Annotated in this window: 19 protein-coding genes and 1 other RNA gene; 17 read left to right on the top strand and 3 right to left on the bottom strand. The window is 67.2% G+C overall.

All coding sequences use genetic code 11. The annotated features are described in order from the left end of the window. Window positions 1–2: 2 nt before the first annotated feature. The gene (locus tag MJO54_RS09330; protein WP_105295030.1) at window positions 3–1460 is read right to left on the bottom strand and encodes a type I restriction-modification system subunit M; all 1458 of its coding nucleotides are present in this window, start codon (window positions 1458–1460) and stop codon (window positions 3–5) included. A 129-nt stretch (window positions 1461–1589) separates the two neighbouring features. Here MJO54_RS09330 and MJO54_RS09335 point away from each other — a divergent pair, with 129 nt between their 5' ends. From MJO54_RS09335 to MJO54_RS09345, 3 genes are read left to right on the top strand one after another with little or no spacing between them, the layout of a single operon-like run. Further along, complete coding sequence (locus MJO54_RS09335; RefSeq protein WP_105295029.1) at window positions 1590–2723, top strand: Nif3-like dinuclear metal center hexameric protein; 1134 nt, start codon at window positions 1590–1592, stop codon at window positions 2721–2723. Then, window positions 2720–3454: a zinc ribbon domain-containing protein gene (locus MJO54_RS09340; RefSeq protein ID WP_046286090.1), complete on the top strand. Its 735-nt coding sequence runs from the start codon at window positions 2720–2722 to the stop codon at window positions 3452–3454. Before MJO54_RS09335 ends, MJO54_RS09340 begins: the two co-directional genes overlap by 4 nt. Window positions 3455–3479: 25 nt before the next feature. Beyond that, window positions 3480–4574, top strand: coding sequence for a bifunctional RNase H/acid phosphatase (locus MJO54_RS09345; RefSeq protein ID WP_105295028.1), 1095 nt, complete (start codon window positions 3480–3482; stop codon window positions 4572–4574). A gap of 15 nt (window positions 4575–4589) precedes the next feature. Here MJO54_RS09345 and MJO54_RS09350 read toward each other — a convergent pair whose 3' ends face one another. Then, on the bottom strand, window positions 4590–5165 hold the full coding sequence (locus tag MJO54_RS09350; protein WP_105295027.1) for a type II toxin-antitoxin system RelB family anti-toxin: 576 nt from the start codon (window positions 5163–5165) through the stop codon (window positions 4590–4592). 138 nt (window positions 5166–5303) lie between these two features. On the opposite strand from MJO54_RS09350, the gene MJO54_RS09355 reads away from it, so the two are divergent. Both MJO54_RS09355 and MJO54_RS09360 read left to right on the top strand, forming a co-directional pair. Beyond that, on the top strand, window positions 5304–6263 hold the full coding sequence (locus tag MJO54_RS09355) for an NAD(P)/FAD-dependent oxidoreductase (RefSeq protein ID WP_105295026.1): 960 nt from the start codon (window positions 5304–5306) through the stop codon (window positions 6261–6263). Further along, window positions 6260–6901: an SAM-dependent methyltransferase gene (locus MJO54_RS09360; protein WP_240175828.1), complete on the top strand. Its 642-nt coding sequence runs from the start codon at window positions 6260–6262 to the stop codon at window positions 6899–6901. The genes MJO54_RS09355 and MJO54_RS09360 overlap by 4 nt, the downstream gene beginning before the upstream one ends. 10 nt (window positions 6902–6911) lie before the next feature. On the opposite strand, the gene MJO54_RS09365 is transcribed toward MJO54_RS09360, so the two are convergent. Beyond that, window positions 6912–7634: a 2OG-Fe(II) oxygenase gene (locus MJO54_RS09365; protein ID WP_240175829.1), complete on the bottom strand. Its 723-nt coding sequence runs from the start codon at window positions 7632–7634 to the stop codon at window positions 6912–6914. A 361-nt stretch (window positions 7635–7995) separates the two neighbouring features. Between MJO54_RS09365 and MJO54_RS09370 the strand changes: the two genes are divergently transcribed. From MJO54_RS09370 to rnpB, 12 genes are all read left to right on the top strand, one after another. Further along, window positions 7996–8760, top strand: coding sequence for an MlaE family ABC transporter permease (locus MJO54_RS09370; RefSeq protein ID WP_240175830.1), 765 nt, complete (start codon window positions 7996–7998; stop codon window positions 8758–8760). Further along, window positions 8757–9560 (top strand): ABC transporter permease, encoded by an 804-nt coding sequence (locus MJO54_RS09375; protein ID WP_065153560.1) that lies wholly within the window; start codon window positions 8757–8759, stop codon window positions 9558–9560. Before MJO54_RS09370 ends, MJO54_RS09375 begins: the two co-directional genes overlap by 4 nt. A gap of 4 nt (window positions 9561–9564) precedes the next feature. Then, window positions 9565–10842, top strand: a complete 1278-nt coding sequence (locus tag MJO54_RS09380) for an MCE family protein (protein ID WP_240175831.1) — start codon at window positions 9565–9567, stop codon at window positions 10840–10842. Then, window positions 10839–11867, top strand: coding sequence for an MCE family protein (locus tag MJO54_RS09385; RefSeq protein WP_240175832.1), 1029 nt, complete (start codon window positions 10839–10841; stop codon window positions 11865–11867). The genes MJO54_RS09380 and MJO54_RS09385 overlap by 4 nt, the downstream gene beginning before the upstream one ends. Beyond that, window positions 11864–13132, top strand: coding sequence for an MCE family protein (locus MJO54_RS09390; protein WP_240175833.1), 1269 nt, complete (start codon window positions 11864–11866; stop codon window positions 13130–13132). Before MJO54_RS09385 ends, MJO54_RS09390 begins: the two co-directional genes overlap by 4 nt. A gap of 1 nt (window position 13133) precedes the next feature. Continuing rightward, entirely contained in the window at window positions 13134–14441 is a 1308-nt protein-coding gene (locus tag MJO54_RS09395; RefSeq protein ID WP_240175834.1) for an MCE family protein, read from the top strand. After that, entirely contained in the window at window positions 14438–15556 is a 1119-nt protein-coding gene (locus MJO54_RS09400) for a virulence factor Mce family protein (RefSeq protein WP_275564495.1), read from the top strand. The genes MJO54_RS09395 and MJO54_RS09400 overlap by 4 nt, the downstream gene beginning before the upstream one ends. Window position 15557: 1 nt before the next feature. Beyond that, window positions 15558–16994 (top strand): MCE family protein, encoded by a 1437-nt coding sequence (locus MJO54_RS09405; RefSeq protein WP_240175835.1) that lies wholly within the window; start codon window positions 15558–15560, stop codon window positions 16992–16994. Further along, window positions 16961–17467, top strand: coding sequence for an Rv1363c family protein (locus tag MJO54_RS09410; protein ID WP_240175836.1), 507 nt, complete (start codon window positions 16961–16963; stop codon window positions 17465–17467). The genes MJO54_RS09405 and MJO54_RS09410 overlap by 34 nt, the downstream gene beginning before the upstream one ends. A 14-nt stretch (window positions 17468–17481) precedes the next feature. Further along, window positions 17482–17973, top strand: coding sequence for an Rv1363c family protein (locus tag MJO54_RS09415; protein WP_240175837.1), 492 nt, complete (start codon window positions 17482–17484; stop codon window positions 17971–17973). A gap of 16 nt (window positions 17974–17989) precedes the next feature. Next, window positions 17990–18478, top strand: a complete 489-nt coding sequence (locus MJO54_RS09420) for a CAP domain-containing protein (protein ID WP_240175959.1) — start codon at window positions 17990–17992, stop codon at window positions 18476–18478. An 18-nt stretch (window positions 18479–18496) separates the two neighbouring features. Further along, window positions 18497–18885: RNase P RNA component class A (gene rnpB / locus MJO54_RS09425), an RNA gene on the top strand. The last annotated feature ends 337 nt before the right edge of the window (window positions 18886–19222 follow it).

The raw sequence follows: 19222 nt of genomic DNA on the forward strand, positions 1-19222 counted from the left end.
CCTCACGACAGCATCGCCTTCAACTCCGCCAGTCCCTTGGCGATCTCGTCCTCCAAAACTTCGATCTCCGCGATGATCTCGAGCGGCGGCCGGTGCTCTACCTCGTCGTGGACGATCTCCTTGTAGCGGTTCAGTGACAGGTCATAACCTTGGGCGGCGATGTCGGCCTTGGGTACGCAGAACGACTGCTCGGTCCTGGCCCGCTCCAGTTCGGTGCTCGTTCGGGCACCCCATCGTGCCAACACATCAGGAAGGTCGTTGGCGTCGACTGGATTGCGCTTGTCGTCCAACGAGAAACCGTCGGCCCGAACGTCGTAGAACCACACCTGATCCGTGCCGCCGGAATCGGTCTTGGTGAACAGCAGAATCGCTGTCGAGACCCCGGCATAGGGCTTGAACACCCCCGACGGCAGCTTGACCACACCGTCGAGCTTCTGGTCCTCCACCAGCGTTCGGCGCAATTCCTTGTGTGCCTTGGATGAACCGAACAGCACCCCGTCGGGCACGATCACCGCCGCCCGCCCGCCGGGCTTTAGCAATTTCAGAAACAGCGCCAGGAACAGCAGCTCGGTCTTTTTGGTCTTGACCATTCGCTGCAGGTCCTTGGAGGTGGACTCGTAGTCCAGCGACCCGGCGAACGGCGGGTTGGCCAAGATCAGCGTGTACTTCTCGACGTCCTCGCTGGCGCCTTCGGACAGCGAGTCGCGGTAGCGGATGTCGGGGGACTCGATGCCGTGCAGCAGCATGTTCATCGAACCGATCCGCAGCATGGTGGCGTCGAAGTCATAGCCGTGGAACATGCTGGCGTGAAAGTGCCGGCGCTGCTCGGCGTCGGTCAACACGCTCGGGTGCTGCTCGCGGACATACTCGGCGGCGGCCACCAGAAAGCCCGCGGTGCCGCACGCCGGGTCGCAGATCTCGTCGGCCGGACCCGGTGCCCTCATGGCCACCATCAACTCGATGATGTGCCGCGGCGTGCGGAACTGGCCGTTGACGCCGGCGCTGGCGATCTTGGACAACAAATACTCATAGAGGTCGCCGTTGGTGTCGCGGTCGGCCATCGGGATGTCGTCGAGCAGGTCCACCACCCGCGACAGCAGCGCCGCGGTGGGAATGGTGAACCGGGCGTCGCGCATGTGCGCCGAATACGTCGAGCCGTCGCCACCCAGAGCGCGCAGAAACGGGAACACCTCGTCGGCGACCGTGCGGTGCATGACCTCCGGTGCGGTGTCCTTGAGCCGTGACCAGCGCAGCTGCTGCTGGTCGGGGCCGAAGACGATGCCCTCTGCGCTGCCGCCGCGTCGGGCCCTGTTCTCGGCAAGAGTGTGTAGATCATCAAGGCGCCGAATGAACAGCAGGTAGGTGATCTGCTCGATGACCTCCATCGGGTTGGAGATCCCGCCGGACCAGAACGCATCCCAGATGCGGTCGACCTTGCTTTTCAGTTCACCGGTTATCACGTAGTCACCTAACTCATCACGTCCGAAGCTGAACCGAACTGTATATATGCCGCGGCCGACAATGCGGCGGTCTGGAGTGAAAGACGAGTGCGCCAGGAGCGCAGAGTGGCTGTGGGTACTGTTGCACGCGTGACCGCGCGGCTGGCTGACGTCATTGACGTACTGGATGCGGCCTACCCGCCCGGGCTGGCCCACTCCTGGGACTCGGTGGGGCTGGTCTGCGGTGACCCCGACGACCTGGTGAGCTCGGTGACGATCGCGGTCGATGCCACATCGGCGGTGGTCGACGAGGTGCCCGACGGCGGCCTGCTGCTGGCCCACCATCCGCTGCTGCTGCGCGGGGTGGACACCGTGGCGGCCAGCACTCCCAAGGGCTCGCTGGTGCACCGGCTGATCCGGACCGGTCGGGCGCTGTTCACCGCCCACACCAATGCCGACGCGGCCTCGCCCGGGGTCTCCGACGCGCTCGCGGCAGCGCTCGGGCTGACCGTGGAGTCCGTGCTGGAGCCGGCGGGCGCGCGCGCCGACACCGACAAATGGGTGATCTACACTCCGGCGGAGCACGCCGAGGCGGTCCGGGCCGCGGTGTTCGCGGCCGGCGCGGGTCATATCGGTGACTACACACAGTGCAGTTGGAGTGTGCCGGGCACCGGCCAGTTCCTGCCCGGTTACGGTGCGACGCCGACAATCGGACGGGTGGGCCAGGTGGAGCGCGTTCCCGAGGACCGCGTCGAAGTGGTGGCGCCGGCGCGGGCCCGCGGAGCTATACATGCGGCGCTGCTGGCCGCGCATCCCTACGAAGAGCCGGCATTCGACATCTTCGCCTTGCAGCCGCTGCCCGCCGGGGTGGGCATCGGCCGGATCGGCAGCCTGGCAACCCCGGAGCCGTTGAGCGCGTTCGTCGCCCGTGTAGCAGCGGGCCTGCCGGCCACCTCGTGGGGCGTGCGCGCCTCGGGCGACCCCGACCTGGCGGTCTCGCGGGTGGCGGTCTGCGGCGGTGCCGGAGACTCCCTGCTGGATGCCGCGGCCGCCGCCGACGCACAGGTCTACGTCACCGCGGACCTGCGTCACCATCCGGCTGACGAGCATTCCCGCCGATCCGCGATGGCGCTGGTCGACGTGGCCCACTGGGCCAGTGAACACCCGTGGTGCGCGCAAGCCGCCGACGTACTCCGCTCGCATTTCGGTGCGACGCTGCCGGTGCGTGTCAGCACGCTGCGCACCGACCCCTGGAATCTCGCGCATGAAGGAGACCGGTCATGAAGGCTGCTGTAGCTCAACAACGTTCACTGTTGGAATTGTTGGAGCTGGATGCCGAGCTGGCCCGGATCTCGCACCGCGCCAAGAATCTTCCCGAACAGCAGGACGGCGAGCGCATTCAGGCCGAGCACACCGCGGCCGCGGATCGGCTGGCCGCGCTGGAGTTGGCCTTGGAGGACTTGGACGCTCAAGCCGGTCGATTCGAGTCGGAGATCGACGCGGTGCGCCAACGCGAGGACCGCGACCGTGCCCTGCTGGACTCGGGGCAGGCCAGCCCCAAGCAGGTCGTCGATCTGCAGCATGAGCTCGAGACGCTGCAGAAGCGCCAATCCAGCTTGGAGGACTCGCTGCTGGAGTTGATGGAGCAGCGGGAGCAACTGCAGACCCAGGCGAACGCGGAAGCAACCGTGATCGAAGGCCTGGCCGCCGATTTGGCCCGGGTACAAGAGGCGGTGGGCACGGCCCTGGCCGAGATCGAAACCACCCGCGGGCAGCGCGCCGCCAGCCGCGACGAGTTGGCCGCCACGATCGACGACGAGCTGTTGGCGCTTTATGAGCGGCAGCGGGCGTCCAGCGGGGTCGGCGCGGGACCGCTGCGTGGGGGGCAGTGCGGCGCCTGCCGGATCGAGATCGACCGCGGTGAGCTGGCCCGGATCTCCGCGGCGGCTCCCGAAGAAGTGTTGCGCTGCCCCGAGTGCAGCGCGATCTTGCTGCGGGTCAAGGACTTCGGTTAGTCCGCTGGCCGGTGAAGGTGGGGGGATGAAGGTCGTAGTTGAAGCCGACGGTGGGTCGCGCGGAAACCCGGGCCCGGCCGGTTATGGGGCGGTGGTGTGGTCCGCCGATCGCACCTCGCTGCTCGCCGAGGTCAAGGAGGCTATCGGTGTTGCCACCAACAACGTTGCCGAATACCGGGGCCTGGTAGCGGGATTGACCGAGGCGGCCCGGTTGGGCGCCGCCGAGGTCGGGGTGTTCATGGACTCCAAGCTGGTGGTCGAACAGATGGCCGGCCGGTGGAAGGTCAAGCATCCGGACCTGATCACGCTGCACCGGCAGGCCCGCGAGCTGGCGGCGAGGTTCGACCACGTCCGCTACTCCTGGATTCCGCGGGAGAAGAATTCCCATGCGGACCGGCTGGCCAACGAGGCCATGGACGCCGCTGCCGGAATCGGGGAACCTGAACCGCAGCCGGTGGAGACGGCGCCGGCGCCTGCCCCGACAGCTCCCGGCTGGACCGGCGCGACGGGAACGGCGACTCGGCTGCTGTTGCTGCGGCACGGGCAGACCGAACTGTCGGTGAATCGGCGCTACTCCGGACGCGGCAACCCGCCGCTGACTGAGACCGGCCGGCGGCAGGCCGACGCCGCGGCGCGCTACCTGGCCCAGCACGGCGGCATCGCGGCGGTCATCAGCTCACCCCTGCAGCGCTGCCGCGACACCGCCGAGGCGGCGGCGCGACTGCTTCGGTTGGACGTGGCCGTCGATGAGGACCTGACCGAAACCGACTTCGGGGCCTGGGAAGGACTGACCTTCGCCGAGGCCGCCGAGCGCGATCCCGACCTGCACCGCCGCTGGCTCAAAGACACCTCCACGCAGCCCCCCGGCGGGGAGAGCTTCGACGCCGTACAGCAGCGGGTGCAGGCCGCGCGTGACCGAATCGTCGCCGACCACGCCGGCACCACCGTGCTGGTGGTGTCGCATGTGACACCGATCAAGACCGTGCTGCGCCTGGCGCTGGACGCCGGCCCCGCCATCTTGTACCGGCTGCACCTGGACCTGGCGTCGCTGAGCATCGCCGAGTTCTATGGCGACGGGCCGGCATCGGTGCGGCTGGTGAATCAGACGGCCTACCTGTAGCCGGCGGCCCGCGCGTCAGTCGTGCAGGTGCACGCGTTCGCCGTGGGTTCCGAAGATCACGATCGCTTCGGCCGGACCGTCGACGGCACCGAACCAGTGCGGTGTCCAGGTGGAGAACTCGACCGCTTCGCCGGGCCCGATCAGGAAATCGTCGTCGCCCAGCACCAACCGGAGTCGGCCGGACAACATATACATCCACTCGTGGCCCTCGTGCACCGGCAACTCCGCGGGGCGTCGGCGGCGCATACCGACCCGGATCTTGAAGGCATGCAGACCCCCGGCCGGGCCGTGCCGGGTCAGCGGCCAATAGGTGATGCCGTTGTGGCTGTGCGAGGCGCCCCGCACCCGCGGGTCCTGGTGCTGCGGGGCGCGCAGCAAGTCGTCGGTGCTGACCGACAGTGCCTCGGCCAGCCGGGGCAGATGATCCAATGCCAGGCGTCGCTTACCCGATTCCAGCCTGCTCAACGTCGAGACGTCGATACCGGCGCGCGTCGCCACATCCTCCAGGGTCAGCCCCTGCTGGGTGCGCAGCTCACGCAGCCGACGCCGCACCAGTAGATCTACGCCGCCGTCGCCCGTGCTTGCCTGCATAGCAACCCAGGTTGCCAGCACCTTCGGTGGGACGGCAAGCACCAGTGTGGCCGCCTCCTGAAAGCCGGGCCTCAGGGTTCATTTGCCTGGATGGCAAACGAGCGTGCTGTTTCGCGCTACAGGCTGCATGCTCGATGCATGAGCGAAATCTGGGATTGCATCGTGGTGGGCGGCGGCGCGGCAGGGCTCAGCGCCGGTCTGGTGTTGGGCCGCGCCCGGCGTAACACCCTGCTGATCGACGCGGGGCAGCAGAGCAACCGCAGCGCGCACGGAATCGGCGGCCTGCTGGGCCACGACGGCCGCCCGCCGGTCGAGCTCTATCGGCTCGGCCGCGACGAACTTGCTTCGTACGGTGTGCAGATCTGGGCCGGTGAAGTGGCCGACATCGAAAGCTTCGACGGCGAGTTCGTGGTGCGGCTTGCCGGCGGTCGCGTAGAACGAACACGCCGTGTGCTGCTGGCCACCGGAATGGCCTACCTGCCACCGGATCTCCCCGGCATCGCGCAGCTCTGGGGCCGTTCGGTCTTTCACTGCCCGTTCTGCCACGGCTGGGAAGTGCGGGATCTTCCGTTGGCGGTGCTGGCCGACGGTGCCCGGGCCGTTCACTTAGCGCTGCTGCTGCGGTGCTGGAGCGACGACATCGTGGTTCTCACGAACGGTCCGGCCGAGCTCGGCGCGGACGACCGCACCCGACTGGCCAATGCCGGCGTCCGGGTAGACGAGCGGCCGGTGGCGGCGCTGGACGCGCACGACGGCGAACTGTCGGCGGTGGTGTTCGCCGACGGTGAGCGATTGCCCAGACGCGGACTTCTGGTCGCGGCGGCCCTGCGGCAGCGCGATCAACTGGCCGAGCGCCTCGGCGTGGACGTTGCGGAACCCGGTCCCGTGGCGCAGGACCCGGTCGGCGTCGATCCGTTGTGCCGCACCTCGATTCCCGGGGTGTTCGCCGCGGGGGATCTGACGGGGGAGATGCCACAGGTTGCCGCCGCGATCGCGGCGGGCTCCCGCGCCGCGGCGGCGGTGGTGCAGAGTCTGGCCGCCGACGACTACGGATTGCCGTTGCCGCCAGTCATGAACGGAAGGAACACAGACCGATGACCGACGCCGTGCGCGACCCGCGCGAATTCTGGGACGAGTTCTACGGTGGCGACGATCCGGTGTGGAGTGGACGGGTCAACGTCCAGCTCGCCGAGATCACCGCGGACCTGGCTCCGGGCCGGGCACTGGATCTGGGCTGCGGTGAGGGCGCCGACGCGATCTGGCTGGCCGAAGACGGCTGGCAGGTGGTGGCAGTCGATGTCTCGGCCAACGCGCTGGAACGGGCCTGCGCCGCTGCTCAAGAGCGCCAGGTGATCTCGCGGATCCGGTTCGAGCGCCACGATCTGTCCACCAGCTTCCCCGCCGGCCGATTCGACCTGGTGTCGGCGCAGTTCCTGCACTCGCCGGTGCCACTGGAACGCGAGGCGGTGCTGCGCCGGGCCGCCGACGCCGTGGCGGTGGGCGGGCGACTGCTGATCGTCGACCATGCCGCCGCGCCGCCATGGGCCGGCGAGCACGTGCACGAGCATCACTTCGCTACGGCCGAAGAGGTACTGGCGGGATTGGCGCTCGATGACGCGCAGTGGGAGTTGCTACGGCTCGGGACTGCAGAGCGCGACGCCGTCGGACCCGACGGCCAGACCGGCGTGCTGACCGACAACGTGATCCTATTGCGGCGTAAGGCGGCGGTGCGATAAGCGGTGTCTTTCAAGCGGCGTCGTGGAAGATCAGCCCCAGTGTGACGCGCTCACCCGAGCGGATCGGTGAGACGCCGTGGCGCACCGGCGCCGTCGACCAGCCGCGGGTGGAGCGCACCGGGCGATCGCGGGTGGTGAACACATAACCGTGCCCGTGTGGCAGCTTCACGGCCACGCCCCGAGACTGCGCACGCGGGCGCTGCTCGACGAGCAGAAACTCACCCCCGGTGTAATCGACGGCGGGGTCACTGAGATTGATCACCACCTGTAGCGGAAACACCAACTCGCCGTAGAGGTCCCGGTGCAGCGCATTCCAGTCACCGGGGCCGTAGCGCAACATCAAGGCGGTCGGTTTGGTCTGATCGGCCCGGTGACACTGGTGTAGCCACTCGTCGAAGTCGTCGGGCCAGGGCGCATCCCGGCCCAACCGGGTCGCCCAGTCCCGGGCTATCGGCAGCAGATGCGGGTACAGCGCCCGCTTGAGCGCATCGACCGGATCGGGTGCCGGCGCCGCGAAATAGCGGTACTGCCCGGACCCGTAGCGATGGCGCTGCATGTCGACCGTGGCACGGAAGCGCTCGTCGTCGGCGTAGCACCGCCGCAGCCGCGCGGCCTCGGCGGCGGTCAGCAGCCGCGGCAGCAGGGCGCCGCCGCACTCGTCGAGTTCGGCGGCGACGGTCTCCCAGTCGCCGGCATTCACTCGCCGCTCCCAGCGCGTCGCCGTCGTCGCCATCACCTGGAATCCTTCCGATCGGGTGCTATCGAGTGTGCGCCACGGCCCGCAAACCGCGCTGCGGGACGCGAATGAGTGCCGTCGTTCGGGTCGGTTCGATTAAATCGCCGTGCGCCAAATCGCCGGCGCCTGGCAACCAGCAGCTTCCGTGAACAGCGCGGTAGTAGGCCGTTTGGGGTCGTTGACAGCTAATTCCTGCACTTCTACTGTTCGGCCAACTACAGGAGGGGAGTGGCGAATGCGCGGGAGATCAGCGGTGACATGCGCATCGGGTGGGGCAGTGGCGGAGCTGTCATTGACCGGTCGGCGCGTGCGAGCACGAACGGGCTGACGCGTTGGCGAACTTCAGAGGCAGGCAGCGATGAGCGGGCCCTCCTGGACCAAGCCCGCGATCGCGGTCGGCGATTTCGTCGTGCTTGCCGGCGAGACGTTCGCGGCCATGGCGCGACCCCCGTGGGCGTGGCGTGAGCTGATCACTCAGATCTGGTTCGTGGCCCGGGTGTCGATCGTCCCGACGATCATGCTGTCGATTCCCTACACCGTGCTCATCGTCTTCACGCTCAACATCGTGCTGCTGGAGATCGGCGCCTCCGACCTGTCCGGCGCCGGCGCGGCGCTGGCGGCCGTCACCCAGGTCGGCCCGGTAGTGACCGCCATCGTCGTGTCGGGGGCGGGCGCCACCGCCATGTGCGCTGATCTGGGTGCCCGCACGATTCGCGAGGAGATCGACGCCATGAAGGTGATCGGGGTCAACCCCGTCGAGGCACTGGTCGTTCCCCGCGTGATCGCGGCGACATTCGTTGCGGTGATGCTCTATTCAGTGGTCGCGGTGGTGGGCCTGACCGGAAGTTATGCCTTCGTGGTGTTCGTGCAGCACGTCACGCCGGGCGCTTTCGTCGCCGGGATGACGCTGTTGACCGGCCTGCCGCAGGTGGTGGTTTCGCTGATCAAGGCGCTGCTGTTCGGCCTGTCGGCCGGGCTGATCGCCTGCTACAAGGGGTTGTCGGTGGGTGGTGGCCCGACGGCGGTGGGCAATGCGGTGAACGAGACCGTGGTGTTCGCGTTCATGGCGCTGTTTCTGATCAACATCCTGGCCACCGCCTTCGGTGTGAAGGTCGCGCCGTGACGGCCGCGGAGACTGCCCGGCGGGTGGGCGAACAGACCGCCTTCTACGGCGCCGCACTGGCCGCCATCGGCGACGCGGTCCGCCGCTACCCCGGCGAGGTGCTGCGGCTGATCGCGGTCATGGGGATGGGCGCCGGTGCGCTGGCCGTCATCGGCGGCACCGTGGTGATCGTCGGCTTCCTCACCTTGTCCACCGGGGCCCTGATCGCCGTGCAGGGCTACAACACCTTGTCCAACGTCGGAATCGAAGCACTGACCGGTTTCCTGGGCGCCTTCCTCAACGTCCGGTTCATCGCCCCGGCCACCGCCGGGGTGGCGCTGGCCGCGACCATCGGTGCCGGTGCGACCGCGCAGATCGGTTCGATGCGGATCAACGAGGAGATCGACGCGCTGGAAGCAATGGGCATTCGGTCGATCACCTACCTTGCCGCCACCCGGATCGTGGCCGGCGTGCTGGTGGTGATCCCGCTTTACACCGTCGCGGTGCTGATGGCGTTCTTGGCGACTCGCTTCGGCACCACCGTGATCTACGGGCAGTCACGGGGCGTCTACGACCACTACTTCTCCACCTTTTTGGAGCCCACCGATCTGCTGTGGTCGTTTCTGGCCGCGCTGTCGATGGCCACCGCGGTCATGGTGGTGCACACCTACTACGGCTTCACCGCCAGCGGTGGCCCGGCCGGGGTCGGCGAGGCCGTCGGCCGCGCCGTGCGAACCTCGGTCACCGCGACGGTGTTTGTGCTGCTGACCATCACACTGTCCGTCTACGGACAGTCCGGCAACTTCCACCTGTCGGGGTGAGTCGATGAATATCGGTACCCGCAACAGATCCCGCCGCGGCGGGATCGACCCGATCTGGTGGTCGCCGGTCCTGGTGGTGGTGACCACGGCCTTGTGCGCCATGACCGCCCTGCTGTTCTCCGGAGCGTTCCGAGGCTATGTCCCGCTCACTCTGGTCTCCGATCGAGCCGGCTTGGTGATGGAGGACGGGGCGAAGGTGAAACTTCGCGGTATCCAGATCGGCGAGGTGAGATCCATTGGCAGCCAACCGGGGACCGACCACTCTCGACTGTCCACCCTGAATCTGAAGATGTACCCACGGTCCTTCGGATATTTGCCGAGCAACATCGAAGCCGAGATCAAGTCCAGTACGGCGTTCGGCGCCAAGTACGTCGATCTGGTCATCCCCTCCGGCGGCCCCAGTGGCCAACGGCTCAAGGCCGGCGCGGTGTTGCGCTCACGCAACGTGACGGTGGAAGTCAACACCATGTTCGAGAACCTGCAGGCGGTGGTGCACGCCATCGACCCCGCCAAGCTCAACTCGGTGCTGTCGGCGGTGGCCGAATCGGTGCGGGGCAGGGGAGACGTCATCGGACGGGCGATCACCGGAGCCAACACGATGCTGACAGCGGTGAACCCACGCATGCCGACCGTGCAGCGCGACTGGCAACTATTCGGCCAGACCACCCAGGCATATTCCGTTGCCGCGCAGAACATCCTGGAAATCCTGGACTCCGCGTCCACCACCGGCACCACCCTGTCCGGCCAGGCCGGCGAACTCGACGCGCTGTTGCTCGCCGCGGTCGGATTCTCCGCGACCGGAATCGACACCATCGGCGCAAACCAGCCCGGACTGGTTCAAGCGCTCAACCTGATGGCGCCGACCACCGACCTGCTCGAGGAGTACTCGCCGACCTACACCTGCCTGTTCCAGGGGGCGCAATGGTTCCTGGAGAACGGCGGGCGAGACGCCATGGGCGGCAACGGGAGATCGGTCATCATGGATGCCGCGATGCTCGCCGGCGACGACCCGTACCGCTACCCCGACAACTTGCCTCTGGTCAACGCCCGGGGCGGCCCGGGCGGCAGGCCCAGCTGCGGCTCGCTACCCGACGTGAGCAAGAACTTCCCGGTGAAGTATCTGGTGACCGACACCGGATTCGGCACCGGCCTGGACGTTCGCCCCAACCCGGGCATCGGTTTTCCCGGCTTCGCCAACTACTTCCCGGTGACCAAGCCGGAGCCGGAACCGCCGAGAATCCGCTACCCCGGACCGCCCGCGCCCGGGCCGGAGTCGCCATGAGAGGCAATATCGGCAAGACCCTGACCTGGGTCGTGTTGTTCACGGTGACGTGCTTGGTGTTCATCTTCATCCTGGTCACGGTGTTCGGGCAGTTCCGATTCGACTCCCGGGTCGGCTACCGGGCCGAGTTCACCAACGTGTCGGGTCTCAAGGGCGGCAACTTCGTTCGCATCGCCGGTGTCGAGATCGGCAAGGTCACCAAGATGGCGTTGCGCCCCGACGGCACCGTCACGGTCGACTTCTTGATCGACCGTGGGCTGACGCTCACCGAGGGCACCCGGGCGGCGGTGCGCTACGAGAACCTCATCGGCGACCGCTACCTGTCGTTGGAGCAAGGCGCGGGGTCGGTACGCACCCTGCAACCGGGCCAAACGATTCCGCTGACGCGGACCGACCCTGCACTCGATGTGGACGCCCTCATCGGAGGATTCCGGCCCCTGTTCCGGGCGTTGGACCCCGACCAGGTGAACGCGCTCAGCGGTGAGCTGCTCAAGGTATTCCAAGGCCAGGGCGGCACCATCGCCTCGGTGTTGTCGCGGACCTCGGCATTGACCACGACACTGGCCGGCCGCGACGAACTGATCGGCCAGGTGATCACCAACCTCAACACCGTGCTGGGCACCTTCAGCACCCGCGACCGCGAGTTCGGCCACGGGCTGGACTCACTGACCCAGATGGTCCAGGGGCTGGCGGATCGCCGCACCGACATCACCAAGGGCGTGGCCTACATCAACGCCGCCGCCGGCTCGGTCGCCGACCTGATGACCGTGGCCCGCGAACCCATTCGTGATGTGGTGGTGCAAACCGATCGGGCCGCCGGCCAGGTGATGGCCGACCGCGACTATGTCGACGATCTGGTCAAGACGCTGCCCGACGCCTACCAGGTTCTGGCGCGCAACGGGCTCTACGGCGACTATTTCGGCTTCTACATGTGTGACCTGGTGATCAAGGTGAATGGTAAAGGCGGCCAACCGCTCTACTCCAAGATCATGAACCAGACGACCGGACGGTGCGCCCCGAAATGACCAGACCGAAACTGCCGCGGATCACCATCAAACCGCTGGCCGAGCGCAATCGGCCCGCGGTCGGCGTCACCGGCATACTCCTGCTGATCGCCTTGGTGGTCGCGGTGTTCAGCTACGACAGGCTGCCATTCATCAAGGGCACCTCCGACTACGCCGCCTACTTCACCGAGGCCGGCGGCATCAAATCCAACAGTGACGTCCGGGTGTCGGGGCTCGACGTCGGCCGGGTTGCCGGTCTGCGGCTGGAGGGCAACCGGGTCCGAGTGACGTTCACGGTCCGCAAGGGTGTCGTGCTCGGTGACCGGACCGAGGCCGCGATCAAGACCGAAACGGTGCTGGGCAACAAGTTCCTGGAACTGACCCCGCGCGGCGACGGCCACCTCACCGGTCCGATACCGGTCGAACGCACCACGTCCCCCTACGATCTGCCGGATGCCCTGGGAGATCTGACCGCCGTCATCAGCGGCCTGGACACCACCCAGTTGTCCTCGGCGCTGACCACTCTGGCCGAGACCTTCAAAGACACGCCACCGGACCTCAAGATGGCGCTGCAGGGAGTGGCTCGTTTCTCCGACACCCTCGATAAGCGCGACGCCACGCTACGTCAGCTGCTGGCCGACGCCAACAACGTCACCGGGGTGCTGGCGCGGCGCAGCGAGCAGATCGCCGGCCTGGTCGCCAACAGCAATGCCCTGCTGAGTGAACTGTTGTCACAACGCAATTCCGTCGACGCGCTGATGGCCAATCTGACCGCGGTGTCGCGACAGGTGTCGGCCGTGGTCGACGACAACCGACAGCAACTCAAGCCCGCCGTCGACAAGCTCAACGGCGTTCTGGAGATCCTCGATAACCGCCGAGCCGACCTGCAGCGCACGCTCTACCTGTTTCGCCGCTACGCCATGTCGTTCGGCGAGGTGCTGGGATCCGGGCCGTTCTTCAAAGCCTCAGTGGTGAACCTGATTCCGGGCCAATTGGCGCAGCCGGCCATCGAAGCCGCCTTCTCCGATCTGGGTCTGGACCCCAATGTGCTGCTGCCCTCGCAGCTGAACGACCCGGCCGTCGGCCAGCCCGGCACCCCACCACTGCCGATGCCGTTTCCGCGCACCGGACAGGGCGGCGAACCCAATCTGACCTTGCCGGACGCCATCACCGGCAAGCCCGGGGACCCTCGTTATCCCTACCGCGAGCCGTTGCCGGCGCCGCCACCGGGCGGACCGCCCCCGGGCCCGCCCGCGCTCGGCCCGGCGGCAGACGGGGGGAGCTGACGTGGGCACTCACTCCGTGGCCGGTGTAAGCCTGCCCGCCAACGGCGTGCGACTCCTGCGGCTGGCGACCGCGGCCGTATTGGTGTCGAGCCTTGTCGTCGCAGTGTTGCTGGTGGCCGGACCGCCCTGGGCGCAGCTGCGCAAGCACGTTTACACCGCCTACTTCACCAACACCAACGGGCTCTACACCGGCGACGAGATCCGCATCCTGGGGGTTGCCGTCGGCACCGTCGAGCGCATCGAACCGCTGCCGGGCACCGCCAAGGTGACTTTTTCCGTCGGCGGCCAGTACCGGGTACCCGCCGATGTGCGGGCGGCGATCCTGTCGCCGTCGTTGGTGAGCGCCAGGGCGATCCAGCTTGTCCCGGCCTACACGGGTGGTCCCGAACTGGCCGACGGCGCCAGCATCGGCCAGGACCGCACGGCGGTTCCGGTCGAGTGGGACGACTTCAGGCAGCAGCTGGAGAAGCTCACCGATTCGCTGCAGCCGTCCGACACCGCCGGCCGCAGCGCCATCGGCGCCTTCGTCAACACCGCGGCGGCCAACTTGCGGGGTCAGGGCGACACCGCACGCGAGACGGTGATCAAACTGTCGCAGGCGATGTCGGCGCTGGGCGACCACAGCACCGACATCTTCAGCACGGTCCGCAACATGCAACTGCTGGTCTCGGCGCTGACCTCCAGCAGCGACCTGCTGGCGGCGTTCAACGTCAACCTCGCCGATATCACCACCTTGCTGAACAATTCGCCCCGCGAATTCGCCGACGCCATGACGAGCCTCGACGGCGTGGTCAACGACCTACGCGGATTCATCGGCGAGAACCGGGAGGGCTTCGGCGTCACCGTCGATCACCTGACGGCGATCACCTCCGCCCTCAACGAAAGCCGCGGCGACCTCAAACAGGTTCTGCACATTGCCCCGTCGGTGTTCCAGAACTTCGTGAACATCTACCAACCGGCCCAAAGCGCGATCACCGGGGTAATGGCGCTCGGCAACTTCGCCAACACCGTCCAATTCATCTGCAGCGGAATCGAAGCCCTGGCGCGGGCGAACTCACTGCAGGCCTCGAAGTTGTGCGTGCAGTATCTGGCGCCGATCATCAAGAACCGCCAATACAATTTTCTGCCGATCGGCGGCAACCCGTTCGTCGGCACCGCGGCGCGTCCCAACGAAATCACCTACAGCGAAGACCGGCTCCGGCCCGACGCTGCCCCACAGCCGGTAGAGCCGCCCCGCCAGCCCGTCGACCCCGAGCTGGGCCTGCCCGGCCTGCTGCTGCCGTCGTCGCCACCGGAGGGCACCCCGTGAGGCGGCTCGTGGTCATCGCGCTGAGCATCACTGTCGCCTTCGGGGCCAGCGGCTGCCAGTGGCGGGGCCTGAACTCGCTGAGCCTGCCCGGCACCGGACGCGGCGACGGCACCTACACGATCTCGGCCCAGTTACCCGATGTCGTGGTCATTCAACAGAACTCACGGGTGCGGGTGGCCGACGTCAACGTGGGCAATGTGACCAAGATCGAGGTCCAGGACTGGCACGCGCTGGTGACCATGCGCATCGACAACAGCGTGCACCTGCCGGCGAACAGCACCGCCAAAGTCGGACAGACCAGCCTGCTCGGTTCGATGCATATCGAGTTGGCGCCACCGACCGACGAGCCGCCGCGCGGCGAACTGCAAGACGGCGCGGTCATCCCGCTGTCGAAGGCCGCCACCTATCCGACCACCGAGCAGACCCTGGCGTCGGTTTCGCTGCTGCTCAACGGTGGCGGACTGGCACAGCTGCAGGAGATCAACCAGAGCCTTGCTCGCGCGCTGGCGGGGCGTGAGAGCGACATGCGCAGCCTGCTCACGCAATTGGACACCTTCATCGCCGCACTCAACGATCAGACCGATGACATCATCTCGGCCACCGAGAAGCTGAACGGTCTGGTCGGCCAGTTCGCCCGACAGAACCAAACCGTCGACAAGGCGCTGACCACGATCCCGCAGGCACTGGCGGTGCTGGCGCAGGAGCGCACCAAGATCGCCGACGCCGCTGACGCGCTCGGAAAGTTCAGTGCTATCGCCGTCTCCACCGTCGAACAGAGCAGGGAGGCCCTGGTGGCCAACCTGCGCAACATCGCTCCGGTGTTGCGCTCGCTGGCCGACGCCGGTCCGGCGCTGACGCAGGGCCTGGACTTCTTGTCCACCTATCCCTGGGTCAAGAGCAACATCCCCAATTGGTTTCGCGGCGACTTCGCCAACATCAGCCTGGTCGTCGACCTGACGTTGAGCCGGATCGACAGCGGCCTGTTCACCGGAACACGTTGGGAAGGCGACCTCACCGAGCTGGAACTCCAGTGGGGGAGAACCGTCGGTCAGATGCCCAGCCCGTACACCGCCGGCAACCCGTTGGTCGCCCCCTACCACTTCGGGGGGTACTGAGGTGTTTCGACTGTCCCGCACCGTCTGGACCCAGCTGGCGATCCTGGCGACGGTCACCCTCGTCGCCGGCGGGGTGATGGCGTTCGGCTTCGTCAAGGTCCCGGCGCTGTTCGGCATCGGCCGCTACACCGTGACCGTCGAACTACCGGCGTCCGGCGGGCTGTACCCGACATCGGTGGTGACCTACCGCGGCACCGAGATCGGCAGGGTCAGCGCCATCGACGTCGACGCCGACGGCGTGCGTGCGGTGCTGAAACTGAACTCCTCGATCAAGGTGCCCGCACAGGTGACCGCCGCGGTGCACAGCCGTTCGGCGATCGGTGAACAGTTCCTCGAACTCACCCCGACCGCCGGCGCCGCCGAGCACCGGATGCTGCGTGCCGGTGACGTGATCCCGGCGGACAAGGTGCGCATTCCCGCCGACATCGCCAACCTGCTCGACGCCACCAACCGTGCGCTGCTGGCGATCCCGCACGACGATCTACGCACCGTCGTCGACGAGGCCGACAAAGCGGTGGGCGGTCTCGGTGCGGAACTGTCCCGCATCGTCGCCGGATCGACGTCGCTGGCCATCGAAGGCGGCGAGGCCGCGCAGCCTTTCGCGCAGTTGATCGACCAGACCCCACCGGTGCTGAATTCCCAAGTGGACACCGCGGATTCGATCGCGACGTGGGCGCGGCGGCTGGCGTCGATCACCGGTCAGCTCAGCGCCGAGGATCGGGCGTTTTCGGGCCTGCTCAAAGTCGGTGCCCCGGCACTCGATGAGGCCAACGCGCTGCTGGGCCGGGTGGCTCCGGCGCTGCCGGTGTTGCTGGCCAACATGGTCAGCCTCGGTCAGATCGCGGTGACGTTCCGCCAGGGCATCGAGCAACTGCTGGTGCTGTTTCCGCAGGGGACCGCGGTGATGTCGGCGATCACACTGGCCGATTCGGGCCTCAACACGCCCTATCGCGGCATCTATCTGGACTTCAACCTCAATATGAACTACCCGCCGCCGTGCAACACCGGATTCCTGCCGGCCCGCCAGCAGCGGGTCCCCAGTTCCGTCGACTACCCGGATCGGCCCGCCGGCGAGCTGTACTGCCGGGTGCCGCAGGACTCGGACCTCAATGTGCGTGGTGCACGCAATATTCCCTGCGAGAACGATCCCGCCAAGCGTGCGCCCACCGTCGAGATGTGCGAGAGCGACGAGTCGTACATCCCGCTCAACGACGGCTACAACTGGAAGGGCGATCCCAACGCCACGTTGTCCGGTCAGGCTGTGCCGCAGGACCCGCCGCGTGCCCCTGCGCCGCAGCCGCCGGTCGCCTTCGTGCCCTACGACCCGCAGACCGGCAGCTATGTGGGCCCCGACGGCAAGCGTCAAACCCGGGCCGACCTGGCCCCCCAGCGGAAGGATCAGACATGGCAGACGATGTTGTTGCCCCCGGGCGAATAGACCGCCGAGCAGCGGCAGGCGCGATCCTGGCCGTGGCGGCGCTGGCCGGTACGGTCGGCTGGCTCGGCTACCGCGACCACCAGATCCAACAGGCGCAGCAGCACCGCGAGAGCTACGTCCAGGTCGCGCGTCAAGCGGCGGTCAACCTGACGACGATCAGCTATGCGCAGGCCGACGCCGATGTGCAGCGCATCATCGATTCGACGACCGGGGCGTTCCGCGACGACTTCGGCCAGCGATCCCGGCCCTTCGTCGACGTCGTCAAACAAGCTCAGTCGGCATCGGAAGGCACCGTTACCGAGGCCGGCCTGGAATCGGTGGACGGCGACCAAGCCGATGTCCTGCTGGCGGTCTCGGTGCGCACCACGATCGCCGGGGAAGTCCAACCGGAACCGCGCCGCTGGCGGATGCGAATCAGCCTGCAAGACACCGGCGAAGGCCCCAAAGTGTCCAACATCGCGTTCGTCCAGTGAGCAGGGGGTTCACCGTGTCGAGAGCGACACTGCGGCGCTGGTCGCTGGTGGTGCTGGTGCCCGGCGTGATCCTGACGTTTGCGATTGCGGTCGGTTATTTGAGATGGCAAGACGTCTCCGCGCGGGTCGCACACGAGGTGGCCGCACAGTCGGTACAGACCGCGACCGACGCCACCATCGCGATGCTCTCGTATCGCCCGGACACCGTCGAGGCCGCGTCGGCGGCCGCCGCCGACGGGATGACCGGCGCCTTCCGCGACGAATACACCCAACTGATCAAGGAAGTGGTGGCGCCCGGCGCCAAACAGCAGCACATTTCGACTGTGGTGACGGTGCCCGCGGCGTCCTCGGTGACCGCGAGCGCGCGCCACGCGGTGGTCCTGCTCTTCGTCGACCAGGCGACCACGATCGGAAACGGGCCGCCGACCACGACCGCATCGAGTGTGCGGGTCACCTTGGACAAGGTCGGTGGCCGGTGGCTGGTCTCGCAGTTCGACCCGGTGTAGGGCCAGGTGCCACATGATGTTTGATGTGCGCCGTGCGGCGGTGCTGGCGGTCATGATTGGCGGGGCGGGGGCGTTGCCTGTTGCCGCTGCCGACAACTCGCGCCTCAACGACAGTGTCGTGACCAACGTCTACACGATTCACCACCAGGCCGGCTGCGCCGAGAAGGTGATGGTCGACCCCCGGTTGGTGCTTGCCGCCGAATGGCATGCCAAAGACGTTCTCGGACACCGGGATCTGGACGGCGATCTCGGCTCCGACGGGTCCACGCCGCAGACCCGCGGGCAGGCCGCCGGCTTCCCGGGGGCGGTGGCCGAAACCGTGGCGATCAACTCCGCGGTGGCCATCAGCGGCATCGAGATCCTCAACCGGTGGTATTACGACCCCGCGGATCTCGCGATCATGTCCGACTGCGCCAACACCGCGATCGGCGTGTGGTCGGAGAACAGCCTGGACCGATCGGTGGTGGTCGCCGTTTACGGTGCGGCGTTGCGGGGCGCCGCGTAGTACGGTGATCAGCGCGGACGAGTTGGCCGGGCGGCCGCGGCATGCGTAAAAGCGGGTCGAGGAAAGTCCGGACTTCACAGAGCAGGGTGATTGCTAACAGCAATCCGAGGTGACTCGCGGGATAGTGCCACAGAAAACAGACCGCCACCGCAAGGTGGTAAGGGTGAAACGGTGCGGTAAGAGCGCACCAGCGTTCCGGGTGACCGGGACGGCTTGGTAAACCCCACCCGAAGCAAGGCCAAGAAGGCCGCATTTCGGTGCGGTCGCGCAGGTGTTCGAGGGCTGCTCGCCCGAATCTGCGGGTAGGCCGCTTGAGGTACCCGGCGACGGTGTGCCCAGATGGATGGTCGCCGCCGCACCGCTTCGGCGGTGCGGAACAGAATCCGGCTTACAGGCCAACTCGTCCGCCTCGAGCCCTTGATCGGTCTCTTTAGCTCGTTTGGGTCGAGGTCGTCTACAGCAGTTCTGAGTACGGGGTCGACCGCGTCGCGCGTTTCGATCGTCGGAGTCGGGCCACAGGTGATTGTAGGTATCCAGAGTCTCGACCGCGGGACGCTACTTGTAGCCAAAGCTTTGCCGGGTGACTGGGTTCCCCTCCAGCGTGAATACGAGACCGTCGGGCTCAGCGGGATGTAGTTCCGTTGGCAGCGCATCGCGAACTGCCTCGGCGTGCTCCGTGGTCAGGAGCACGATCTGTTGCCGTTGGACCTTCGGCGGTTTCGTGCGGGTCGTGGCCTTCATTAC

The organism is Mycolicibacter virginiensis (genome assembly GCF_022374935.2).
Lineage (GTDB): Bacteria > Actinomycetota > Actinomycetes > Mycobacteriales > Mycobacteriaceae > Mycobacterium > Mycobacterium virginiense.